This window comes from Holophagales bacterium (assembly GCA_016699405.1).
Classification (GTDB): domain Bacteria; phylum Acidobacteriota; class Thermoanaerobaculia; order Multivoradales; family JAGPDF01; genus JAAYLR01.
Window position 1 is genome coordinate 4,717,720 of sequence record CP064972.1, and the last position, 17,247, is coordinate 4,734,966.

The window sequence follows — 17,247 nt, forward strand, 5'->3', positions numbered from 1 at the left end:
TTCTTGGAGAGCGCGCCCGTGAACCTCGACTATCTCGAAGCCACTTCCTTCCCGGCTGACGGCATCACGCGACGCGAGATCCTCGCCTGGAGCTCCGCCGCGGCTGTCGGATCGCTCGCCACGTCGACCCTCGCGAGTGCCGCGCTTCCCGTCGGCCCAACGGTACAGGTCGAACCGATGTCCGTCGGTTTCATCGTCGGCAGCGACCAGATCGACGGTTTCCCCCACGTCTCCTGGGAAAGCGCCGGGCGCGCTCTGGACGGACAGATCGAAGTCGTCCCGGCCGTCGCGGCCGATGCCGACAACGGCTCGTTCGTCACCGCGCACGTGCGGGTGGCCGGCGTCTACCCGAATCCCACAGCGTTGGGCAGCCTCGCCCTGACGATGACGGTTCTCATGCCGACCGATCGCGGCTCCGTTCCGTTCTACCCCTGGAGCGTGCGTCGGGGAAGCGTGCGCGAGGTCTCCCCGCCCACCGCCTTCGACGTTCCGCTGAACGCGCAGGGAGGCGGTCTCGAGTTGCTGCTCGAGGTTGCCGCACCGAGCGGCGGCAAGAAGGTCGCCTCCGGGAAAGCCAGCAGCTCGACGCGTCTCTACGGCACGCGCTTCACCTCCACGAACGAGAAGGGCGTTCCTCGCCTGCGTCGAGGGCTGTACTTGCTCGCCACGCAATGGGGAATGTGGGAGCAGGCGCTCCTGCTGCCTCCGGCCGACCAGCCGCAGCGCGCCGACCGCGTTTCGGTCGTGATCGCCGTCGACCCGATGATCAGCCCGTTCGACCGCTGAGCCGAGGGACGCGGTGGAGGGAGGCTCTCCGACCCTGCAGCCGCCGGACGTCCGCTGCTCGCTGCGCCCAGCCGAACCTTCGGACCAGGAGTTCCTTCTCCAGGTCTACGCCAGCACGCGCGAAGCCGAGCTCGGCCTGGTCGACTGGCCGGCGGAGATCAGAATGCAGTTCCTCCGTCAGCAGTTCGAGGCGCAGGACGCCCATTACCGGACGTACTACCACGACACGAGCTACGACGTCGTACTGGTCGACGGAATCCCCGCCGGCCGCCTCTACGTCGGCCGCTGGCGCGACGAGATCCGGATCGTCGACATCGCGCTGCTTCCCGCCTTCTGCGGCCGCGGCGTCGGGACGCAGCTGATCTCACGCCTCATCGCCGAGGCCGACGCCAGCGGACGCAAGACGAGCATCCACGTCGAACGGCAGAACCCGGCCCTCCGACTGTACGAGCGACTCGGCTTCCGTCTCGCCGAAGACAAAGGCGTCTATCTCTTCCTCGAGCGCACGCCGGGCGAGTCTTCTCGGACGCCTCCCGCTCCGTGAACGAGCCCGCGGACAGCGACGAGCAGCGGGCTGCCCGGCGACCACCGATCGAAGGCGACGGCGCCTACGCCGCAGTGGAGGCGCCGGACGCCTGGCATCTCGCCTCCCTCGCCTGCTTCGCTCTCTCGCTGGCGGCACGACCGGTGGCGCGCTTCCTCGCGCCTCTACTGCCGGCGACGCGCTACCGCTTCCTGTTCCCGCTGGCGATCGTCCTGACCGCCTCGACGCTCGGCTGCCTGCTGGCGCTCGCCGGCACCCGACGGCCGGCGATCCGCGGCGCCTCACGCCTGGCGCTCTTCTTCAATGCCGTGGCGCTCGTTCTCGGCCTGCTCGCCCTTGCCGGCGGCTTCTGGATCTTCTACCGCTAGAAAAGGAAAAGGGGCCGCCGAAGCGGCCCCTCTCGTCCCGAGCCCGGAACGGGCGTGGGATCAGAACGACAGGCGCAGGCCGAGCTTCATCTGCCAGCGCGAGCGCAGGTCGTTGGCGGAGTACTGCGAGCCGGGGGTCAGCGCACCGGTGAAGGCGGGCTGATAGATCGGCTTGCCGGTGGCCGCGTCGATGCCCTGGTACGAAAGCGGCGTGAAGTTCTGGTTGGTCACGTACTGCACCAGACCCTTGTCGCTGTCGATCAGGTTGATGAGGTTGAGCACGTCGAACGTGATCTGCGTGCGGACGACGCTGATCGGGACCTCGATGTCGTAGTGGAAGTCGAGCGAGCGGTTCCAGCGCGCCGTCTCGGAGTTCCGCTTGACGATCCCGCCGCGGGCGGCGTTGACCGAGCCGATCGACTTCACCCAGGCGTCGTACTCCGCCCAGGTCGTGTTGCGCAGGATGATCTGGTCCGGCGAGGAAGCGACCCACAGCAGGTCGTTGCTGTTGTAGCCGTCGCCGTTGATGTTCGTGCCGCTCTGCGAGATCGAGTACGGGAGACCCGACTGGGCGTTCCAGTAGAGGGCCACCGTGTTGCCGACCGGGCCGAGCTTGAAGTTGTAGATCACCGACGCCGTGAAGCGGTGCTCGACTTCCCAGTTGGTGGTTGCCATCTCCGGGTTGTAGATGTCACCGCGCACCGGCATGAAGCGCCAGCTGGAGATCGCCCGGCTCGAGGTCGAGTCGAAGGCCGACTTGGCGTCCATCCAGGCGTAGCTGGCGTCGACGTTGAGACCGAAGCCGAAACGCTTGTTGAGGCGCAGCGAGGCGTTGAGCTGGTCGCCCTTCGAGGTGTTCGTCAGCTTGACCACGTCGAGGAACGCCGTCGACCTGCGGGCATACACCGGGCGGCCGTCGAAGGTCTTGGCGCCGGTGTCGGCGTAGTTGATGTTCTGGTAGTACACGTCCTTCTGCGTCTTCGTGTACATCGCCTCGAACGTGCCGTGGATGTCCCACGGCAGCACGCGGTCGTAACCGAGGGTCGCCCGGAGGACGCGCGGCACTTCGAAGTTCGGGTCGACGACGTCGACGCTGACCGTGCCCGCCGAACCGAGGTTCCGCGGCTGGTTGTTCGGGTCGGCATTGAACGCCGGCGGGACGCAGGACGGACGGACGCAGGAGAGCGCCGTCGACTCGATCCCGGTGTTGGCATAGGCGTTCGACACCCAGACGTACGGCGTGCGGCCCGAGAAGATGCCGACGCCACCGCGCACCTGCTGCTTGGTGTCGGACTCCGGCGACCAGTTGAAGCCGATGCGGGGCGAGAGCACCACGTCGCCGCCCGGGGTCTTGCTGGTGTTGACGCCGAAGGTGCTGTTGACCGTCGAGTTGAAAGACGGCTTGTCGACCATGTCCAGCATGTCGGCGCGGAGGCCGAACACCAGGGTGAAGCGGTCGGAGAGCCGCCACTGGTCGCCGGCGTAGATGCTGTACTGCCCCACCTTGAACTGCGCCGGGCGCTTCGGATCGGCGCCGTTGGCGAAGCTGATGCGGTACTCGACCGCGTTGTCCGCCGCGAAGTCGGCGACGGTGTTGAAGCGGTAGAAGCCGTAGAACTCCGAGAGGAAGGTGTTCTTGAACTCGAAGATCTCGTTGCTGGTGCCCATCGTGAAGGTGTGGTTCCCGTGGATCAGCGTGAAGTCATCGGTGATCGACAGGATGTCCTGGTCGAGCGCGTTGGCGCCCGAGAAACGCTCGGTGCCGGCCGCGAGGTTCGGGTTCTGCGACACCGTGCCGATCTCGATCGACGGGAAGGTGACCGGCGTGGTGCGCGCCTCGCGGATCGCCTGCAGGCCGATGCGCGCCTCGTTGAAGGCGCTCGGGCCGAAGATGCTGTTGAGCTGCGCCACCGACGAGTTGGTCTCGGAGGCGAAGGTGTAGATCGAGCTGGCGAAACGGAAGCGAGAGGAAGAGCGGTCCGACACCACGTCGCGGCCGGCGTCGACGTAGTTGTGACGCAGGGTCAACTGGTTCGAGCTGCCGAGGTTGAAGTCGAGGCGCAGGAACGCCATGTCGCTGTCGGTGGCCGGCGAGAAGTCGCCGAGCGAACCCGGATCGTAGCCGTAGCGGCTGATCAGGAGGTCCTTGAAGCGCTGCGCGTCAGCCGGGTTGTTGAACTGCGTCGCCGTCGTGCCGTCGGCCGAGACGCCGGTCGGCGCCTCGCGGCGGTTCATCTCGCCGCTGGCGAAGAAGAAGAGCTTGTCCTTGACGATCGGGCCGCCGAGGCGGGCGCCGTACTGATCCTCGCTGAACTCCGCGAGCGGCCGCTTGAGCGGGCCGTCGCCGACCATGTCCTGGTCGCGCTGCGAGCCGTAGAGCGAGCCGGTGAACTTGTTGGCGCCGCTGCGGGTGATCGCGTTGATGCCGCCGCCGGTGAAGCCGCCCTGCCGCACGTCATAGGGCGAAACCACGAGCTGCAGCTCCTGGATCGAGTCGAGGCTGATCGGCTGCGCATCGGCCTGACCGCCGGGCGTGCCGGTGTCGGCGAGACCGAACAGGTCGTTGTTCACCGCGCCGTCGATCTGGATCGTGTTGTAGCGGTTGTTCTTTCCGGCCACCGAGAGACGCGTGCCGTTGCCGTCGGACGGGTCGCTGGTGAAGTACGGGTTGAGGCGGGCGAAGTCCTGGATCTGGCGCCGCACGCTGGGCAGCGCCTCGATCGACTCGAGCGACACCGACGACGTCGAGCCCGTGCGATCCGGGGAGATCATCGTGTCGGCACTGCTCACCACTTCGATCGTCTCCTCGACCGCCTCGAGCACCATCTCGAAGGTGAGGTTGGTGTTGTCGCCGAGAGCCACCGACACGTTCTCCGCACCGCTCGGCTTGAAGCCGGCGATCGTCGCGGTGACCACGTACGGGCCGCCGACGCGGACGTTCTGGATGCCGAAGCGGCCGTTGTCGTTCGTGACGGTGTTGTAGCGAGTGCCCGTGGGCTGGTGGATCGCCTCGATGGAGACGCCCGGCAGTGGGCTCTTGTCGCTCTGCGCCATCACCGTGCCCGTGATCGCACCGGTGGTGACCTGCGCGGCCACCGGGCCGACCAGCCCGAGAACGCCGAGCACGAACGCGAGGCCGACGGCCCAGCGCCCGAAGCTACTGTTCATACTTCTCATCGATACTCCTCCTTCGTTGGATAGACAGCCTGGACGGTCTGCGTCAGACCGGAGGAACCTGCTGGCAGGATTTTGGCAATTGGAGGTGACGCGAAAGTGACGGACCTCCGCGCCTGTGGATTCTACCTAAGCCGCGGGCCGGGACCAAGGTCCCAGGGCCCCTCCGGGCCGCGCACGATCCGTGCCCGCCGCGGCGAGCGCCAGCAGGACCGCGAACGACGCGAGGAGCGCGACGGCCGGTGCCGGGACCCCGGCGCTCAGAAGCCCCGAAGGGAACGCGGAAAGACGACTGGCGGCCTCCAGTCCGAGATCGACGGCGAGACCGGTCCAGATCGACGCCTCGGCCGCGCGAGCGCCGATCCGCCTCCAGTGAAGGCCGAGGGCGACGACGGGTGTGAGCGACGCCGCCAGGAGACCGAAGGAGAACGACCCCAAGAGAGCGATGAGGTCGTTCCAGCGTTCGGCAAGAAGCGCTGCGGCGAGGGCCACGCCGACCGTCGCCAGGCGGGGGGCCGCGAGCGAGGAGGCGCCACGGCGTCCGAGCCCGCGCGGCAGGTCGCGCGCGAGCGCCCCGGCCGCCAGCACCAGGAACGAATTGGCCGTCGACATGATCGCCGCGAGCGCCCCGGCCAGGACGAGCCCGGCCAGCCAGTCGGGGGCCACCGCGAGGAGGTAGGCCGGCGCCGCTTCGTCCGGTGCCCCCAGCGGGGCCAGATGCCCCTGGGCCACCAACGCCGGCACCGCGACGCCGAGACCGATCCAGACCAGCAGGCAGACGCCCTGCGCTGTGCCGAGAACGAACGGCAGACGCTCGAGCTGCCGCGGCTCGCGGATCATGAAGAACTTGTGGAGCATCTGCGGCTGGCCGAGCACGCCGACGCCGAAGACCAGCAGCCAGCCGAAGGCGGTCGCCGCCGGAATTCGACCGAGCGGATCGAGGAAGCTCCCGCCGAACCGTCCGTCCGCGGCGAGCGCGGCAGCGGCCGCCGCAGGGCCGCCTGTCGCGGTGATGGCATGGACGAACACGGCAACCGCCGCGAGCATCATCAGCAGGCCCTGGAAGACGTCGGCGTAGAGACCGCCGAGCATGCCACCGCCGACGCTGTAAAGGAGCACCACGGCGAGACCGAGGAGGGTCGCCGCGGTCGGTCCGAGCGGTCCGCCGCCGTCCCATCCGAGCACCGACGCGAGAAGGACACCGAGCGCCTTGAGCTGGGTGCCGACGTAGGCCACGCTTCCAAGCAGCACGGCCACCGCGACCACGCCGCCCAGCCGACGGCTGTCGAACCGCGCCGCCAGCGCGTCGGAGAGCGTGTAGATCTCCCCCCGCTCGGCAAGCGCTCGCAGCGGTCGTCCGGCGACTCGGGTCAGCAGCGTCGGGGTGTAGCCGACGGAGAGGAAGATGAAAAAGGCGCCGAAGCCGAGACGGTAGGTCAGGCCGGGGCCGCCGAGAAAGACGAAGCCGCTGAAGGCGGTCGCCATCGTCGCGAGTGCGATGACCGCGAGCCCAGGTCGCTTCCCGGCGACGAAGAAGTCGGCCGTCGTTCGGGTCCGCCGACGGGCCCAGAGTCCGATGCAGACGACTCCCAGGAGGTAGACGACCGCCACCAGCGGAACGAGCGGTCGTTCAGCGAGCGGCATCGTCGGCCCTTCCGGGTGACCTGTCGCGCGCCGGCTCGCCGCCTTCCGCCTCGTTCGCCGTCCCGGCACCAGCCGACAGCAGCCAGGGAAGGACCCAGAAGCCGACGAGGGCCGCCCAGGCGGAAACCGGCCAGCCGAACCAGCGCCGCGAAGAACCGGCCAGCACGAGCGCCGCGGCCGCGAGCAGCAGCGCGCCGAGCCCGGCGACGATGGCCGACGAACGACGGGAGCCTCTCCGGCGCTCTCCGAGGAGGAGCAACAGCGGGACGAGCAGGGTCGACCCGAGAGCGAAGAGCCAGCGAGCCCCTGGAAGCGCGGGTACGAGGCCGAGGACCGCCGTGGCCACGGCGACGGCCAACCCGGCGAGGAGCCCACGGGAGGGCGCAGGCTCGTCGGGTTCGGGCGCGACCGATCGCCCGTTGGTAGCGGATCGACGTGTGGGGTCCAAGCGGCCGGATCATAGCCCGAGGAGCCGGAGCACTCTGGCTAGAATCCCCCCATGCCCAAGCCCGAGCTTCACCTCCTCGTCTGCACCAACGAGCGGCCGATCGCTGGCCCCCGACCGAGTTGCTCCCCGAGCGGCGGCCTCGTCCTTTACCAGAGACTGAAAGACCTCGTCCGCGAACGCGGGCTCAAGGACCGGGTTCTCGTCACCCGCACCGGCTGCCTGCGCCACTGCAGTCGCGGACCCGTCGTCGCGATCTGGCCCGGGAACCTCTGGTGTGGCCAGGTCGGCGAGCCGGATGCCGAGGTCTTGCTCGAGGCCGCCCTGCGAGGCGAGACTCCGGCGCACCTCGAGATGCCGCCCGGGCCGTGGGAATGAGCGACGACGCGTCGCCGCTCGCACTCCGCCTCCCGCGGCTGGCGGAGGTGCCCTCCGGCGTCCTCGACCTCGAGCAGGTCGCCTGGCACCGGGCAGCGCGAACCGAGCTGGTGCGCGTCGAGGACGGCGGCCGCCCTCGTCAGCCGACCGTCGTCCGTCTCGGCTGGACTCCCGAGTTGCTGCTCGTCCGCTTCGACTGCGTCGACCTCGAACCGTGGGCGACGCTCGCGGGTCGTGACGAACCGCTCTGGCAGGAGGAGGTCGTCGAGCTTTTCCTCGCCGCCGGCGAGACCGATCCCGCGACCTACGTCGAGCTCGAGGTCAATCCGCTCGGGGCGCTCTTCGACGCGCTCATCGCGAACCCCGGGCTCGAACGCGCCGCGCTCTCGGCGAACTTGGCGTTCGACTGGCCGGAGATCCGCTGGAAGGCCGAAGCGCTTCGCCAGCCGCGTGGCTGGTGGGCCGCGCTCGCTCTGCCCTGGCACGGCCTGCCGGGCGCGGTCGTTCCGGCTCGCGCGGGCGTCCGCCTGCGGGCCAACCTCTTCCGCATCGACCGACCGCACGACGGGCCGCCCGAGCACAGCGCCTGGTCGCCGACGCGGATCGTTCCGGCCGACTTCCATCGACCTCGCCGCTTCGGCACGCTGATCCTTGGCGACTAGAGCGCGTCGCCGGCGGTCAGACGAGCGCTCGCACGCGATCCGGCGGGTTTCGCAGCAGCCAGATCACCAGCAGGAGGGCGACGCTCGCCAGGCCGAGCGCCAACCCGACCCAGAGTCCGATCACTCCCAGCCCGAGCCGGAAGGCGAAGAGCCAGCCGAGCGGCAGCGCGACGACGTAGTAGCCGAGCAGATTGGCGAACGCCGCGGGGCGCGGCATCCCCATCCCCCGCAGCACTCCGCCACCGACGGCCTGAAGCCCGTCGAAGAGCTGAAACGCCGCGGCGATCGGCAGCAGCGCTGCCGCCATGGCGATCGTCGTCGCATCGTCGCTGTAGAAGGTCGGCAGCCAGAAACGTGCGGCGACGAAGAGCACCGCCCCGGCGGACATCAGGGCGGCGCCCAGCCCGAGCGAGCTCCACGCCGCGACCCGTGCCCCGGGCCCGTCGCCGGCACCGATCAACTGACCGACGCGCGCCGCCGCACCGAAGGAGACACCGAGCGGCAGCATGTAGGAGACCGACGCGAGGTTGAGCGCGATCGTGTGGCTTGCCAGCTCGACCGTTCCCAACCGGCCGGCCCACAGCGTCGCCACCGCGAAGGCCCAGTACTCGAGGGCGAGTTGGATCGCCACCGGCGAGCCGAGAACGGCGATCGCCCGCAACTCCGCGAGCCGCAAGGCGGTCCGACGGAACACCACGTCGACTCCGTCGAGCAACCGTCGGTGCCGGACGACCGCCAGGAGAGCCAGCAACATCGCCACCTGCGTGAGGGCCGTCGACACGCCCGAGCCCACCACCCCGAGCCGCGGCGCGCCGAGGTTGCCGTAGATCAGCACCCAGTTCAGGCCGGCGTTCATCGCGTTCGCCGCCAGGGCGATCCACATCGCCGGCCGCACGACTCCCCGCGACTGGAGGAACTGCTTCCAGACGACGAAGAGGAGGAAGAACGGCAGGCTGGGAAGCTGGACGAGAACGTAGCGATGGGCCTCGGCGGCGATCGCCGGGTCCTGTCCGAAGGCGACGAGCAGCGGGCCGGCGAAGAGCCAGAGGAGACCGAGGGGCACGCAGACGAGTAGCGCGAGCGCCGAGCCGTGGGCGAGAACGCGGCCGAGGCGCGCGCTGTCGCGCGCACCGTGAGCCTGGCTGGCGAACGGATCGAGCCCGAAGAGGAACCCCATCGCGACGATGCTGGTGCCCATCGCCCAGAGCCTGCCGAGCGACACCGCGTTGAGCGCCTCGACGCCGAGGCGGCCGACCATCAGCAGGTCGATCGTCCAGAGGGAGATCGTCGAAAGCTGCGTCGCCGCCACCGGCGCCGAGAGCGCGGTGAGACGGGCGAGCTCGCGACGGTACGGCTCGGGCGGCACGGGGGGTCTCCCGGCGCGATCGTCACGGGGAGCCCGACGATCCGTCGAGCTCCCCGTCAAGCGGCCGAGACCTCAGTTCTGGGTCGAGCTCCAGAACGTCCGGTCGCCCGTCTCGAAACCGTCCTTGAAGAACGACTGGAAGAGGTCGAGGTCCAGCGTGTCCGGGACACCCGGCTTGAACAGCGTGATCGTCGCGCTCGCCCCGTTCGGCGGCAGGTCGGCATCGAACCAGAAGTTGTACATCGTTCCCCAGCGCAGCGCGTTGGCATTCTGGTTCGACGCGTACGTGTCGGTCGACCAGGTGATGGTGCCATTCGGCCCATCCGTGTTGATCGCCCAATCTGTCGTGCTGTACGGCTCGCCGGAGTGCGAGTCGACATCGTGGAAGCCGGCACCACCGATCGTCGCCGCGGTGTGGAACGACACCGAGAACGCTTGCGCCGCCCGATCCGAGTCCATGTTGTGCAGAGCGATCTCGTAGTGCCAGATGCCGGCCGTCGGCTGCGTGACCTTGAGCGCGGCGTGGAAGCGCTCCGGCGGGAACGTCGGCGTGTCGATCGCCGAGAAGATGACCTCGGCATCGGCCTTCTTCCAGGCGACGATCGCCGGCCGCTCGCGGATCGTGCTCCCTTGCAGCGTCAGGTTGAACGGACTCGGTCCGACCGTCACCTCGCGGTAGGAGGCGTTGTTCGCTCCATTGCCAGCCGCCGCGTCGTCGGCGGTGATGTAGTGGCCCTCGACCCAGAACTTCGCGCCGGCGTTGAGAGCCGGGTCGATTTCGCTCTCGGTCACGACGAGGCGCTGGTCCTGGTTGGCGACCGGAGACACCTGGGTGTAAGGGAACGGGAAGGCGCCGCTCGTCGGATTCACCTCGGAGCGCTTGCCGAGCGGACGACCGCCGTTGAGCGTCGAGCCGTAGGTATCGGTGAGACCCACGCCGAGCTGATCGCCTCCGTGCGGCGGCGACTGACCCGCGCCGCAGTTGGAGTCGGGGGTGTTGGTCGAGAGGAAGCCGTGCTTCAGCCAGCTCTGGCCGAGCTGGATGAAGCGGCCGTCCTTCAGCCGATACATGTTCTGCGCGATGACCGGGTGCTGGCCGGCATTGCAGTAGGACTGAGTCGCGTCGCACCACCAGACCGGCTGGTTGCCCACGTTGCACGAGGTCGTGCCGACGGCGTAGCCGCGCAGCCCACCCGATCCGCCGTAGTTGCTCGTGCTGCCGAGGCTGATGACGGTGACGTCTGGACCCTGAGCGGTGTGGGCGTCCGCGACGTCGCTCCAAACCGCAAAGCCGATCAGGGCGAGAAGCGGCGAGCCGAGAACCAGCGCGAGACGTCGGCGACGATGGTGCGGATTCTTGGACTTCTGCATGGGCAGCACTCTCTCCTGCTCGTCGAAGCCCGGAGTTTCGGGCGGGGTTTCTGGACTTCCGCGGGCTTACCGAGATTCGAGATCGGCGAGCAGTTGCGTCGCCGGAAGCAGTCCCGGGTCGAGCGCGAGCGCCTCACGGCATTCGGCGATCGCCTCCCCGGTCTTCCCCTCGAGCGCCCGATTGAGGGCGGCATTATAGGCAAGTGCGGCCGATTTGGGCAGGAGGGCGCGCCCGCGAGAAAAGACTGTCGCCGCTTCCTCGTACCGCCCCGCGAGAGAAAGAAGACTTCCAAGATCGAGATACGTTGCCTCGTCGACGCCGAGATCCAGGGCGCGCCGGTAGGCCTGCTCGGCCACCTCCACGCGCCCCCGCCACCGTGCATCGTGCGCCACCAGCCGCCAGGCGAGCGCCGCATCGCGGTCCGGGGCAGCTTCAGCGGCTCGCGCGGCGAGAGCCTCCGGGCGATCCGACAGGAAGGCGAGCCAGGCGAGTGGAAAGGCGAGGCGAGGCTGCGGCGCGAGGCCCCAGCGGCGCGCGCGATCGAGATGCTCGTAGGCGAGCTCGACGCGCTGGCGATCGCCGACCCCGAGCGCCGGTCGCGACGCTTCGGCGAGCGCCACGCGCCACAGACCTTCGACCTTCCCCGCGTGCCAGGAGCCGATCCGGGCCCAGTACTGCACCGCTCCCGAGTGCGCCACGAAGGCGACCGCCATCGCGAAGAACAAGAGAAACACTCGACCCGCCGGCTGGAGGCGTCCGGCCCGCAGCAATTGCAGCCGGCGCACGGCGACGTTGCCTTCGCCCAGAAGGCGCCAGGCCACCAGACTGAAGAACGCGAAGCACGCCGCCAGGCCGAGCGAGAAGAGGAACGGAAAGGCCTCGTAGAGCCCACGAACGGAGAAGAAGCAGAGCGCGAAGGAGATCGCCAGGACCAGCTCCTCGCTCCAGGCAAGCGCCCCCGACCGCCAGCGCGCCGCACGCGCGAAGAAAGCGGGCCGCCCGAAGGACAGCGACAGTGCGCCACGCGGACAGACGCTGACGCAGTCCAGGCACTTCATGCATCCCGCGTCCACCACCATGCGATGCGTGCGCACCTCCTCGTGCACCCGGACGTTCGACGTGCAGACGGCCGTGCAGTGCGCGCAACCGTCGCACGCGTCGCTCACCCGGATTCGCCAGGGGGCGAAACGGTCTGCACCGGCGAAGAGCGCACCATAAGGGCAGGCATAGGTGCAGAAGCCCTTGGCGCCGAGCAGATAGACGATCGCGAAGCCACAGATGGCGATCGAGGCCAGTGCCACCGCCCAGCCCGGGAACGTCGCCCAGAACTCCGACGTCACGAAGTCGTTCTGCAGGGCCGGGAAACCGAGCCCGCGCAGCAGACGATAGGTCGCCGGCCAGAGGAACATGTACGCGAAGGCGAGCGTCGGCACCCAGGCGAGGAGGCGCGAGCGAAGCGGCATCGGGCGGATCCCGACCTTTCGCAGAAGCCACTGGCAGAAGTCCTGCAACGCGACGAGGTGACAGGACCAGCCGCAGGCGAAGCGCCCGACGACGAGGGTCGAGAGTCCGGCGACAGCGAAGAACACCAACCCGGCGTTGACCACCCCGCGTCGCCCCAGCTCCATCGCCTCGGACGGCTCCACGGGGGTAAGCGTCGAGCCCGTCACCAGCCAGTGCGCGACGTGCGCGAGGATCAGCACGTGCACGCCGATGAGCACGCCGGCGCGCCATCGCCCGGCCCGAGAGCGGCGGATTCCTCCGGGCTGGCCGACGACAGGCAAGGAGATGCGGTGCGCGTTGGCGAGTCGAGTCATGTCGATGCTCGTCCGAGGTCGCGATCGCGGTTCCGGGTCAGGCTACGTGCGAGCGCTCAGCCGCGCCGGGAGGCTCGCAGAGCGAAGAGCGCGCTCGCCGCGAGCAGCCCGGCGAGGAGGGCCAGACCGAGCCGACCGACGGCCGGCACCGCGACGATCCCACCAGCCCCCTGCGGTGTCAGCGTGAGCTGCTGGCTCTGCCGCGCGACCTCGATCTCGATCGGACCGCCTTGTGGCGTCTGCGTCCAGCCCTTCACCACCGCCAGTGAACGGAAGGCACGGCGGTAGATCAGTCGCGCCTCGACGTCGACGACGTCGCCGGGAAGGGCGCTGTCGGGCAGCTCGAAGAGAAAATCCGAGGAGTCGACGGCACCGGAAGAGATCGTGGAATCCTCGTTCACCCCTTCGGCGTCGATGAACAGTACCGGACGTACGACGGGCCCCTGGCCGTTGATGCGACCTTCCATGATCTTCGCGAAGCCCTTGCCCGGAAGGCCAGAAAAATCCCCCGGCTGCTGGCCCGGCACCTCGTCGTCGGCCCACCAGGGAACGGTCGGCCCAGAGCGCCGGACGAGCGGAACACCATGGAGGCTGGCCGAGACGACGAGCATCGCGTTGCGAATCGACACCCCGGTCGGGAACGAGTGACCAGCCCCGGCGTTCTCCACTTCGGCATGCAAAGCGACCATCCCTGGCTGCTCCGTGGCGGCGGCACGCAACAGGATCGCGGCGCTCAGCCTCTCCGGCGTCGCCCCATCGAACTTGTGCTCGTGCCGCTGCGAGGCCGGACGCTCGACCGGAAACGCATCGCAGATCGGTCCCGCCTCGGCGCGCTCCTCCATGTGGCAACTCTGGCAGGTGCGATAGCCGGGGCCCGGAACGGCGAAGCGTGACGCCAGCCACTCGGTGTAGGTGTGTTGTCCTGCCGCGCCGTTGGACGGGTTGTTGTACTGGTGGCAGGAAGCGCAGAACCGCGAGTCCCTCTGGAACGCGGCGTGCGAGGGACGCATCTGGTCGAAGTCCACGTCGTCGAGGGGCCCCCAGACCTGCAGCTCGGTCGGGAACTGGTCGCCCACCGGAAAGCGATAGGTCGACTGTCCGAGGTGATGGAGCGCGTTCACGTCGCCGTCGATCGAGTCGATCTGGTGACAAGTCAGACAGGTGACGCCGTCGATGCCGGCCTCGGTCGACACCTCGTTGAGCTGAAGCTGGCCCGGGGTGCGGACATCTTCCAGCGCTGCATGGCAGGTGGCACAGAAACCCGTCTCGCCCGGGTCGTGCGTGTTGAGGTAGACGTAGCCCGCCCCGCCGCCGGGAGTGCCGGTGCCGGAGTGAACGTCCGCCACCCACTCGTCGCGTGCGGCCAGGCCGTGGCTGCTGGTGCTCCACTCGAGGAACTGCGTGAAGTGGCAGGCCGAACACCCCTGGAGCGCGTTCGGGGGCGTGTAGTTGACGGCCGACCCCGAGGAGATCCGCGGGATGAGGATCTCGACGTTGGTCTGGCCGTTGACCGCGGTGTTGCCGCCGATCTGCCAGTTGGCCGCCGCATTGTGGTCGTATGGCACCGCCGCCGTGAGGTTGACCGTTCCCGCCGGCGAGATCGCCAGGGTGAAGCTCCCGTCGGCGGCGGTGATCGCCACGGGTGAAGCCGGATCGGCGCGGACGTGAACCCGCGCACCGCCGACCGGGTTGCCCGAGAGGTCCTCGCGGACATGACCGGAGATCGCCGCGCCCGCCGGCGAACCAGCCAGGCTCACGAGGGCGAGAGTACCGATCAACGTCCGGGTCACGGCGCGAAACAGGTGCAGCGACGGATTGCTGCGCATCGGCGTCCCTCCCCCTCGTTCGCTCACCGCGCGATCGCCGAGCGAACCTTCGATTGGAATGTTGGCGATCCTAGCAGGCTGCTCGTGATCCGATTCAGGCCTTCCGCGCCACGGCCCGGCGGCGTCGGGCGGCAAACTCGGGCGCCTCGCGGATGCAGGTCCAGAGGATTCCGAGCGAGGTCCAGAACGCCGCGAGCCCCGTCCGCTTGAGCTCGGCCGGCGTCTCTCCCACCGACGGGAAGCCGCGCTCGTCCGGACGGGCGCTCTCCCAACCGCGGAAGAGCCTTCCCCAGGGACTGGCCAGACAGAGCTTCATCTTCGCCTTGGCGATCACCGGGTACCAGAAGCTGTCGTGGTAGAGCACGCTCGCCAGGTAGGCCCAGGGGGCGAGCACCGTCTTGAGCGACCACTCGATCGGCTTCTTCAGCGGCCCCCAGTAGATCTGGTGCTGCATGCGCGAGGCGAAGGTCATCTTCTTGAAGGGCCCGACGAAGTGCCAGTTCTCGGCCGCCGCGTCGAGGTCGCCGACGATCTCGATCTCCCGCGGATCGCCGCAGCCGAGGCCCCGTTCGTGGGCCAGTCGGATGAACTTGATCGACAACGGGTCGATGCCCATGAGCTTCGCCGCGACCGCGTCGATCGCCACCTGGTCGGCCGAGGCCAGCATGACGTTCTTGACGTGCGGCACCATGCAGCGCGGACCCGGACCGTCACCGGCGAAGGTCCCGTCCATGACCGCGAAGACGCCGCGATGGATCTTCTGCTGGATCATCAGCAGGTCGACGAGCGTCTCGTGGATCACCGGGTGCGTCCAGTGTCGGCGCTCGTTGAGCAGGCCGCCGAAGGCGTTTTTCATCGCGCCCGTGGTCGTGGTGAAGACGTGGGTCTTGACCGTCGGCAAGTGGATGATGTTCTCGCCGATGAAGCGCTTGGGGATCATGAACCCGTCCGGGTAGACGTCGTTGAGGCAGAGGAAGCGATCGGCGAGGTCGCCCACGGCATCGCGCACGTGGATCCACTCCTCTCCCTCCTCGTAGAGGTGGACGTTGCGCAAGCCGTGCGCCTCGACCACCTGGACCTGCTTGTTTTCCCGTTCGCCGAGCCGCGCGTCGATCACCACGGTCCGGTTGTGGCAGGCATGGATCAGCGCGGGGTCGAAGCCGTCCTTCTCGAGGGTGCGGATCACCCCGTCGAGCTGCCAGGGCGTCGTGGAGGCGGCCGGGTAGAAGAAGTGCCACGAGATGTTGACCTTGAGCGCGGTGTCGGCGCGCTTGTCGAGCACCTCCTGGTACCCGGCGAGGCTCATCACCCGGTGAACATCCGCGAGCACGGAGGCGGGCGCGGTGCGGACGACGGCGACTCGGCTCTTCGACATGGGGCTCCTTCGACGGATCTCGGGCTCCGGAGGCCGCAGCCTATCAAGGCTCTCGGAGCGGGAAGGTTAGACTGGGGTGGTGAGCTTGGCAGATCGACAGCTCGTCGGCGGATCTCTCGTCGCCCTCCTGTCGCTTGCCGCACCCGCGCTCGGAGCGGGTCGAACCGAGCCGGCCACGCGACTCTCGCACGTCGTGCCGGGCGGCATCCTGCGCTGGAGCGGCGCCGACGAGTGCGAGCAACAGGGGCGTCGGTTCGCTCCTCTTGCCGGCACCTGCTATTTCCCGATCGACCTCGCCGCCGACGGGACGGTCGGGCTCGCCCGGCGCCACGGAGCGACCTGGGAGCGGCGCGATGTCCGGGTCGACGACTACCCGTACCCGACCCAGTCGATCGAAGGCGTCGACGACAAGTACGTCGCTCCGTCGAAGGCCGAGCTCGAGCGGATCCGCCGCGACCAGGAACGCGCCGGACGCGCCTTCGCGTTGCGCACCCCCGGCCGGTTCTCGCTGCCGCTCGGAGCTCCGCTCGAGAAGCTCCCCGCGGGTGGGCGCTTCGGCGCCCGGAGGGTCTTCAACGGCGAGCCGCGCAGCCCCCATGGCGGCGCCGATTTCGCCGCGACGCCAGGCACGGTGGTGCTGGCTCCCGCGGACGGTCGTGTGGTGCTCGCCGAGCCGCAGTTCTTCGCCGGCAACGCCCTGTTTCTCGACCACGGCGACGGACTGATCTCGATGGCCTTCCACCTCTCGCGCCTGCGCGTGAAGGCCGGCGACGAAGTCGCCCGGGGCCAGCCGATCGGCGAGGTCGGCGCGACCGGGCGGGTCACCGGACCACACCTGCACTTCGCCGTCCGCTGGCGGGGGGCGCGCGTCGACCCGGCACTGCTGCTCGGGCCGCCGGCCGCGATTCCGGACCTCGCCGGCGACTGACTCCCGGACGATCCCGGTCGCCCGGAAAAGAAACGAGGCCGGTCGCCTCACGGCGTACCGGCCTCGGTCTAGGCCCGGACTCGAGAGTCCGGCTTCGACTTACCCGAGCTTGACGACGTTCTCAGCCGCCGGGCCCTTCTGGCCCTGGACGATGTCGAACTCGACGCGCTCACCTTCGGTGAGGCTCTTGAAGCCCTCGGCGCGAATGGCCGAGTGGTGGACGAAGCAATCCTTCTGCCCGCCCTCCGGGGTGATGAAGCCGAAGCCCTTCTCGTTGTTGAACCACTTGACGATACCGGTGGTGCGCATAGCTGTCCTGCTCCATTGTTCTGGCGTAATCGGAGTCCGGACCTGGCCGTGCTCACCGACTACGAGTTCTTCGTGATCGAAACCCTCACGATGGGCTGGCTTTCCGCGGCCTGCGGCACCCGCCGCCGACTCACGCAACTCCCCGTTCGCAACAAAGGCCGGCGCAGACATCGCACCAGCCCCTGGTCTCCCCGGTAACTGCGCGTGGCGTGGCCACGCGAAAGCGCACGCACATCCTACCGAGTTTCCGAGA

Annotated in this window: 15 protein-coding genes; 6 read left to right on the forward strand and 9 right to left on the reverse strand. The window is 68.9% G+C overall.

The genetic code is table 11. The features are described 5' to 3' along the window. The first annotated feature begins 18 nt into the window (after positions 1 to 18). Genes IPJ17_19620 through IPJ17_19630 form a run of 3 tightly spaced genes read left to right on the forward strand, consistent with a single transcriptional unit; the run spans position 19 to position 1,698 of the window. A complete protein-coding gene (locus IPJ17_19620; GenBank protein QQR73653.1) occupies positions 19 to 786 on the forward strand; it encodes a hypothetical protein in 768 nt (255 codons plus the stop codon). A 34-nt stretch (positions 787 to 820) separates the two neighbouring features. Beyond that, positions 821 to 1,330 (forward strand): GNAT family N-acetyltransferase, encoded by a 510-nt coding sequence (locus tag IPJ17_19625; GenBank protein QQR76233.1) that lies wholly within the window; start codon positions 821 to 823, stop codon positions 1,328 to 1,330. Beyond that, complete coding sequence (locus IPJ17_19630; GenBank protein ID QQR73654.1) at positions 1,327 to 1,698, forward strand: hypothetical protein; 372 nt, start codon at positions 1,327 to 1,329, stop codon at positions 1,696 to 1,698. Before IPJ17_19625 ends, IPJ17_19630 begins: the two co-directional genes overlap by 4 nt. Positions 1,699 to 1,758: 60 nt before the next feature. Here the strand turns inward: IPJ17_19630 and IPJ17_19635 are convergent, their stop codons facing one another. From IPJ17_19635 to IPJ17_19645, 3 genes are all read right to left on the reverse strand, one after another. Continuing rightward, on the reverse strand, positions 1,759 to 4,875 hold the full coding sequence (locus tag IPJ17_19635; GenBank protein ID QQR73655.1) for a TonB-dependent receptor: 3,117 nt from the start codon (positions 4,873 to 4,875) through the stop codon (positions 1,759 to 1,761). 126 nt (positions 4,876 to 5,001) lie between these two features. Further along, entirely contained in the window at positions 5,002 to 6,516 is a 1,515-nt protein-coding gene (locus IPJ17_19640; GenBank protein QQR73656.1) for a hypothetical protein, read from the reverse strand. Beyond that, positions 6,503 to 6,874 carry a hypothetical protein gene (locus IPJ17_19645; GenBank protein ID QQR73657.1) on the reverse strand — a complete coding sequence of 124 codons (372 nt, stop codon included), beginning with the start codon at positions 6,872 to 6,874 and terminating at the stop codon, positions 6,503 to 6,505. The genes IPJ17_19640 and IPJ17_19645 overlap by 14 nt, the downstream gene beginning before the upstream one ends. A gap of 141 nt (positions 6,875 to 7,015) precedes the next feature. Here IPJ17_19645 and IPJ17_19650 point away from each other — a divergent pair, with 141 nt between their 5' ends. After that, positions 7,016 to 7,339: a (2Fe-2S) ferredoxin domain-containing protein gene (locus tag IPJ17_19650; GenBank protein ID QQR73658.1), complete on the forward strand. Its 324-nt coding sequence runs from the start codon at positions 7,016 to 7,018 to the stop codon at positions 7,337 to 7,339. Then, positions 7,336 to 8,001, forward strand: a complete 666-nt coding sequence (locus IPJ17_19655; protein QQR73659.1) for a carbohydrate-binding family 9-like protein — start codon at positions 7,336 to 7,338, stop codon at positions 7,999 to 8,001. The genes IPJ17_19650 and IPJ17_19655 overlap by 4 nt, the downstream gene beginning before the upstream one ends. Positions 8,002 to 8,017: 16 nt before the next feature. Here the strand turns inward: IPJ17_19655 and IPJ17_19660 are convergent, their stop codons facing one another. The 5 genes from IPJ17_19660 to IPJ17_19680 all read right to left on the reverse strand — a co-directional run bounded on the left by IPJ17_19660 (position 8,018) and on the right by IPJ17_19680 (position 15,757). Continuing rightward, positions 8,018 to 9,367: an MATE family efflux transporter gene (locus IPJ17_19660; GenBank protein QQR73660.1), complete on the reverse strand. Its 1,350-nt coding sequence runs from the start codon at positions 9,365 to 9,367 to the stop codon at positions 8,018 to 8,020. 72 nt (positions 9,368 to 9,439) lie between these two features. Beyond that, positions 9,440 to 10,738 (reverse strand): hypothetical protein, encoded by a 1,299-nt coding sequence (locus tag IPJ17_19665; GenBank protein QQR73661.1) that lies wholly within the window; start codon positions 10,736 to 10,738, stop codon positions 9,440 to 9,442. 66 nt (positions 10,739 to 10,804) lie between these two features. After that, complete coding sequence (locus IPJ17_19670; protein ID QQR73662.1) at positions 10,805 to 12,556, reverse strand: 4Fe-4S binding protein; 1,752 nt, start codon at positions 12,554 to 12,556, stop codon at positions 10,805 to 10,807. Positions 12,557 to 12,612: 56 nt separating this feature from the next. After that, positions 12,613 to 14,382, reverse strand: a complete 1,770-nt coding sequence (locus IPJ17_19675; protein QQR73663.1) for a carboxypeptidase regulatory-like domain-containing protein — start codon at positions 14,380 to 14,382, stop codon at positions 12,613 to 12,615. Between the two features lie 94 nt (positions 14,383 to 14,476). Beyond that, positions 14,477 to 15,757 carry a DUF362 domain-containing protein gene (locus IPJ17_19680; protein ID QQR73664.1) on the reverse strand — a complete coding sequence of 427 codons (1,281 nt, stop codon included), beginning with the start codon at positions 15,755 to 15,757 and terminating at the stop codon, positions 14,477 to 14,479. A 76-nt stretch (positions 15,758 to 15,833) separates the two neighbouring features. On the opposite strand from IPJ17_19680, the gene IPJ17_19685 reads away from it, so the two are divergent. Continuing rightward, positions 15,834 to 16,685, forward strand: a complete 852-nt coding sequence (locus tag IPJ17_19685) for a M23 family metallopeptidase (protein ID QQR73665.1) — start codon at positions 15,834 to 15,836, stop codon at positions 16,683 to 16,685. Between the two features lie 99 nt (positions 16,686 to 16,784). Here IPJ17_19685 and IPJ17_19690 read toward each other — a convergent pair whose 3' ends face one another. Further along, entirely contained in the window at positions 16,785 to 16,994 is a 210-nt protein-coding gene (locus tag IPJ17_19690) for a cold-shock protein (GenBank protein ID QQR73666.1), read from the reverse strand. Positions 16,995 to 17,247 lie beyond the last annotated feature (253 nt).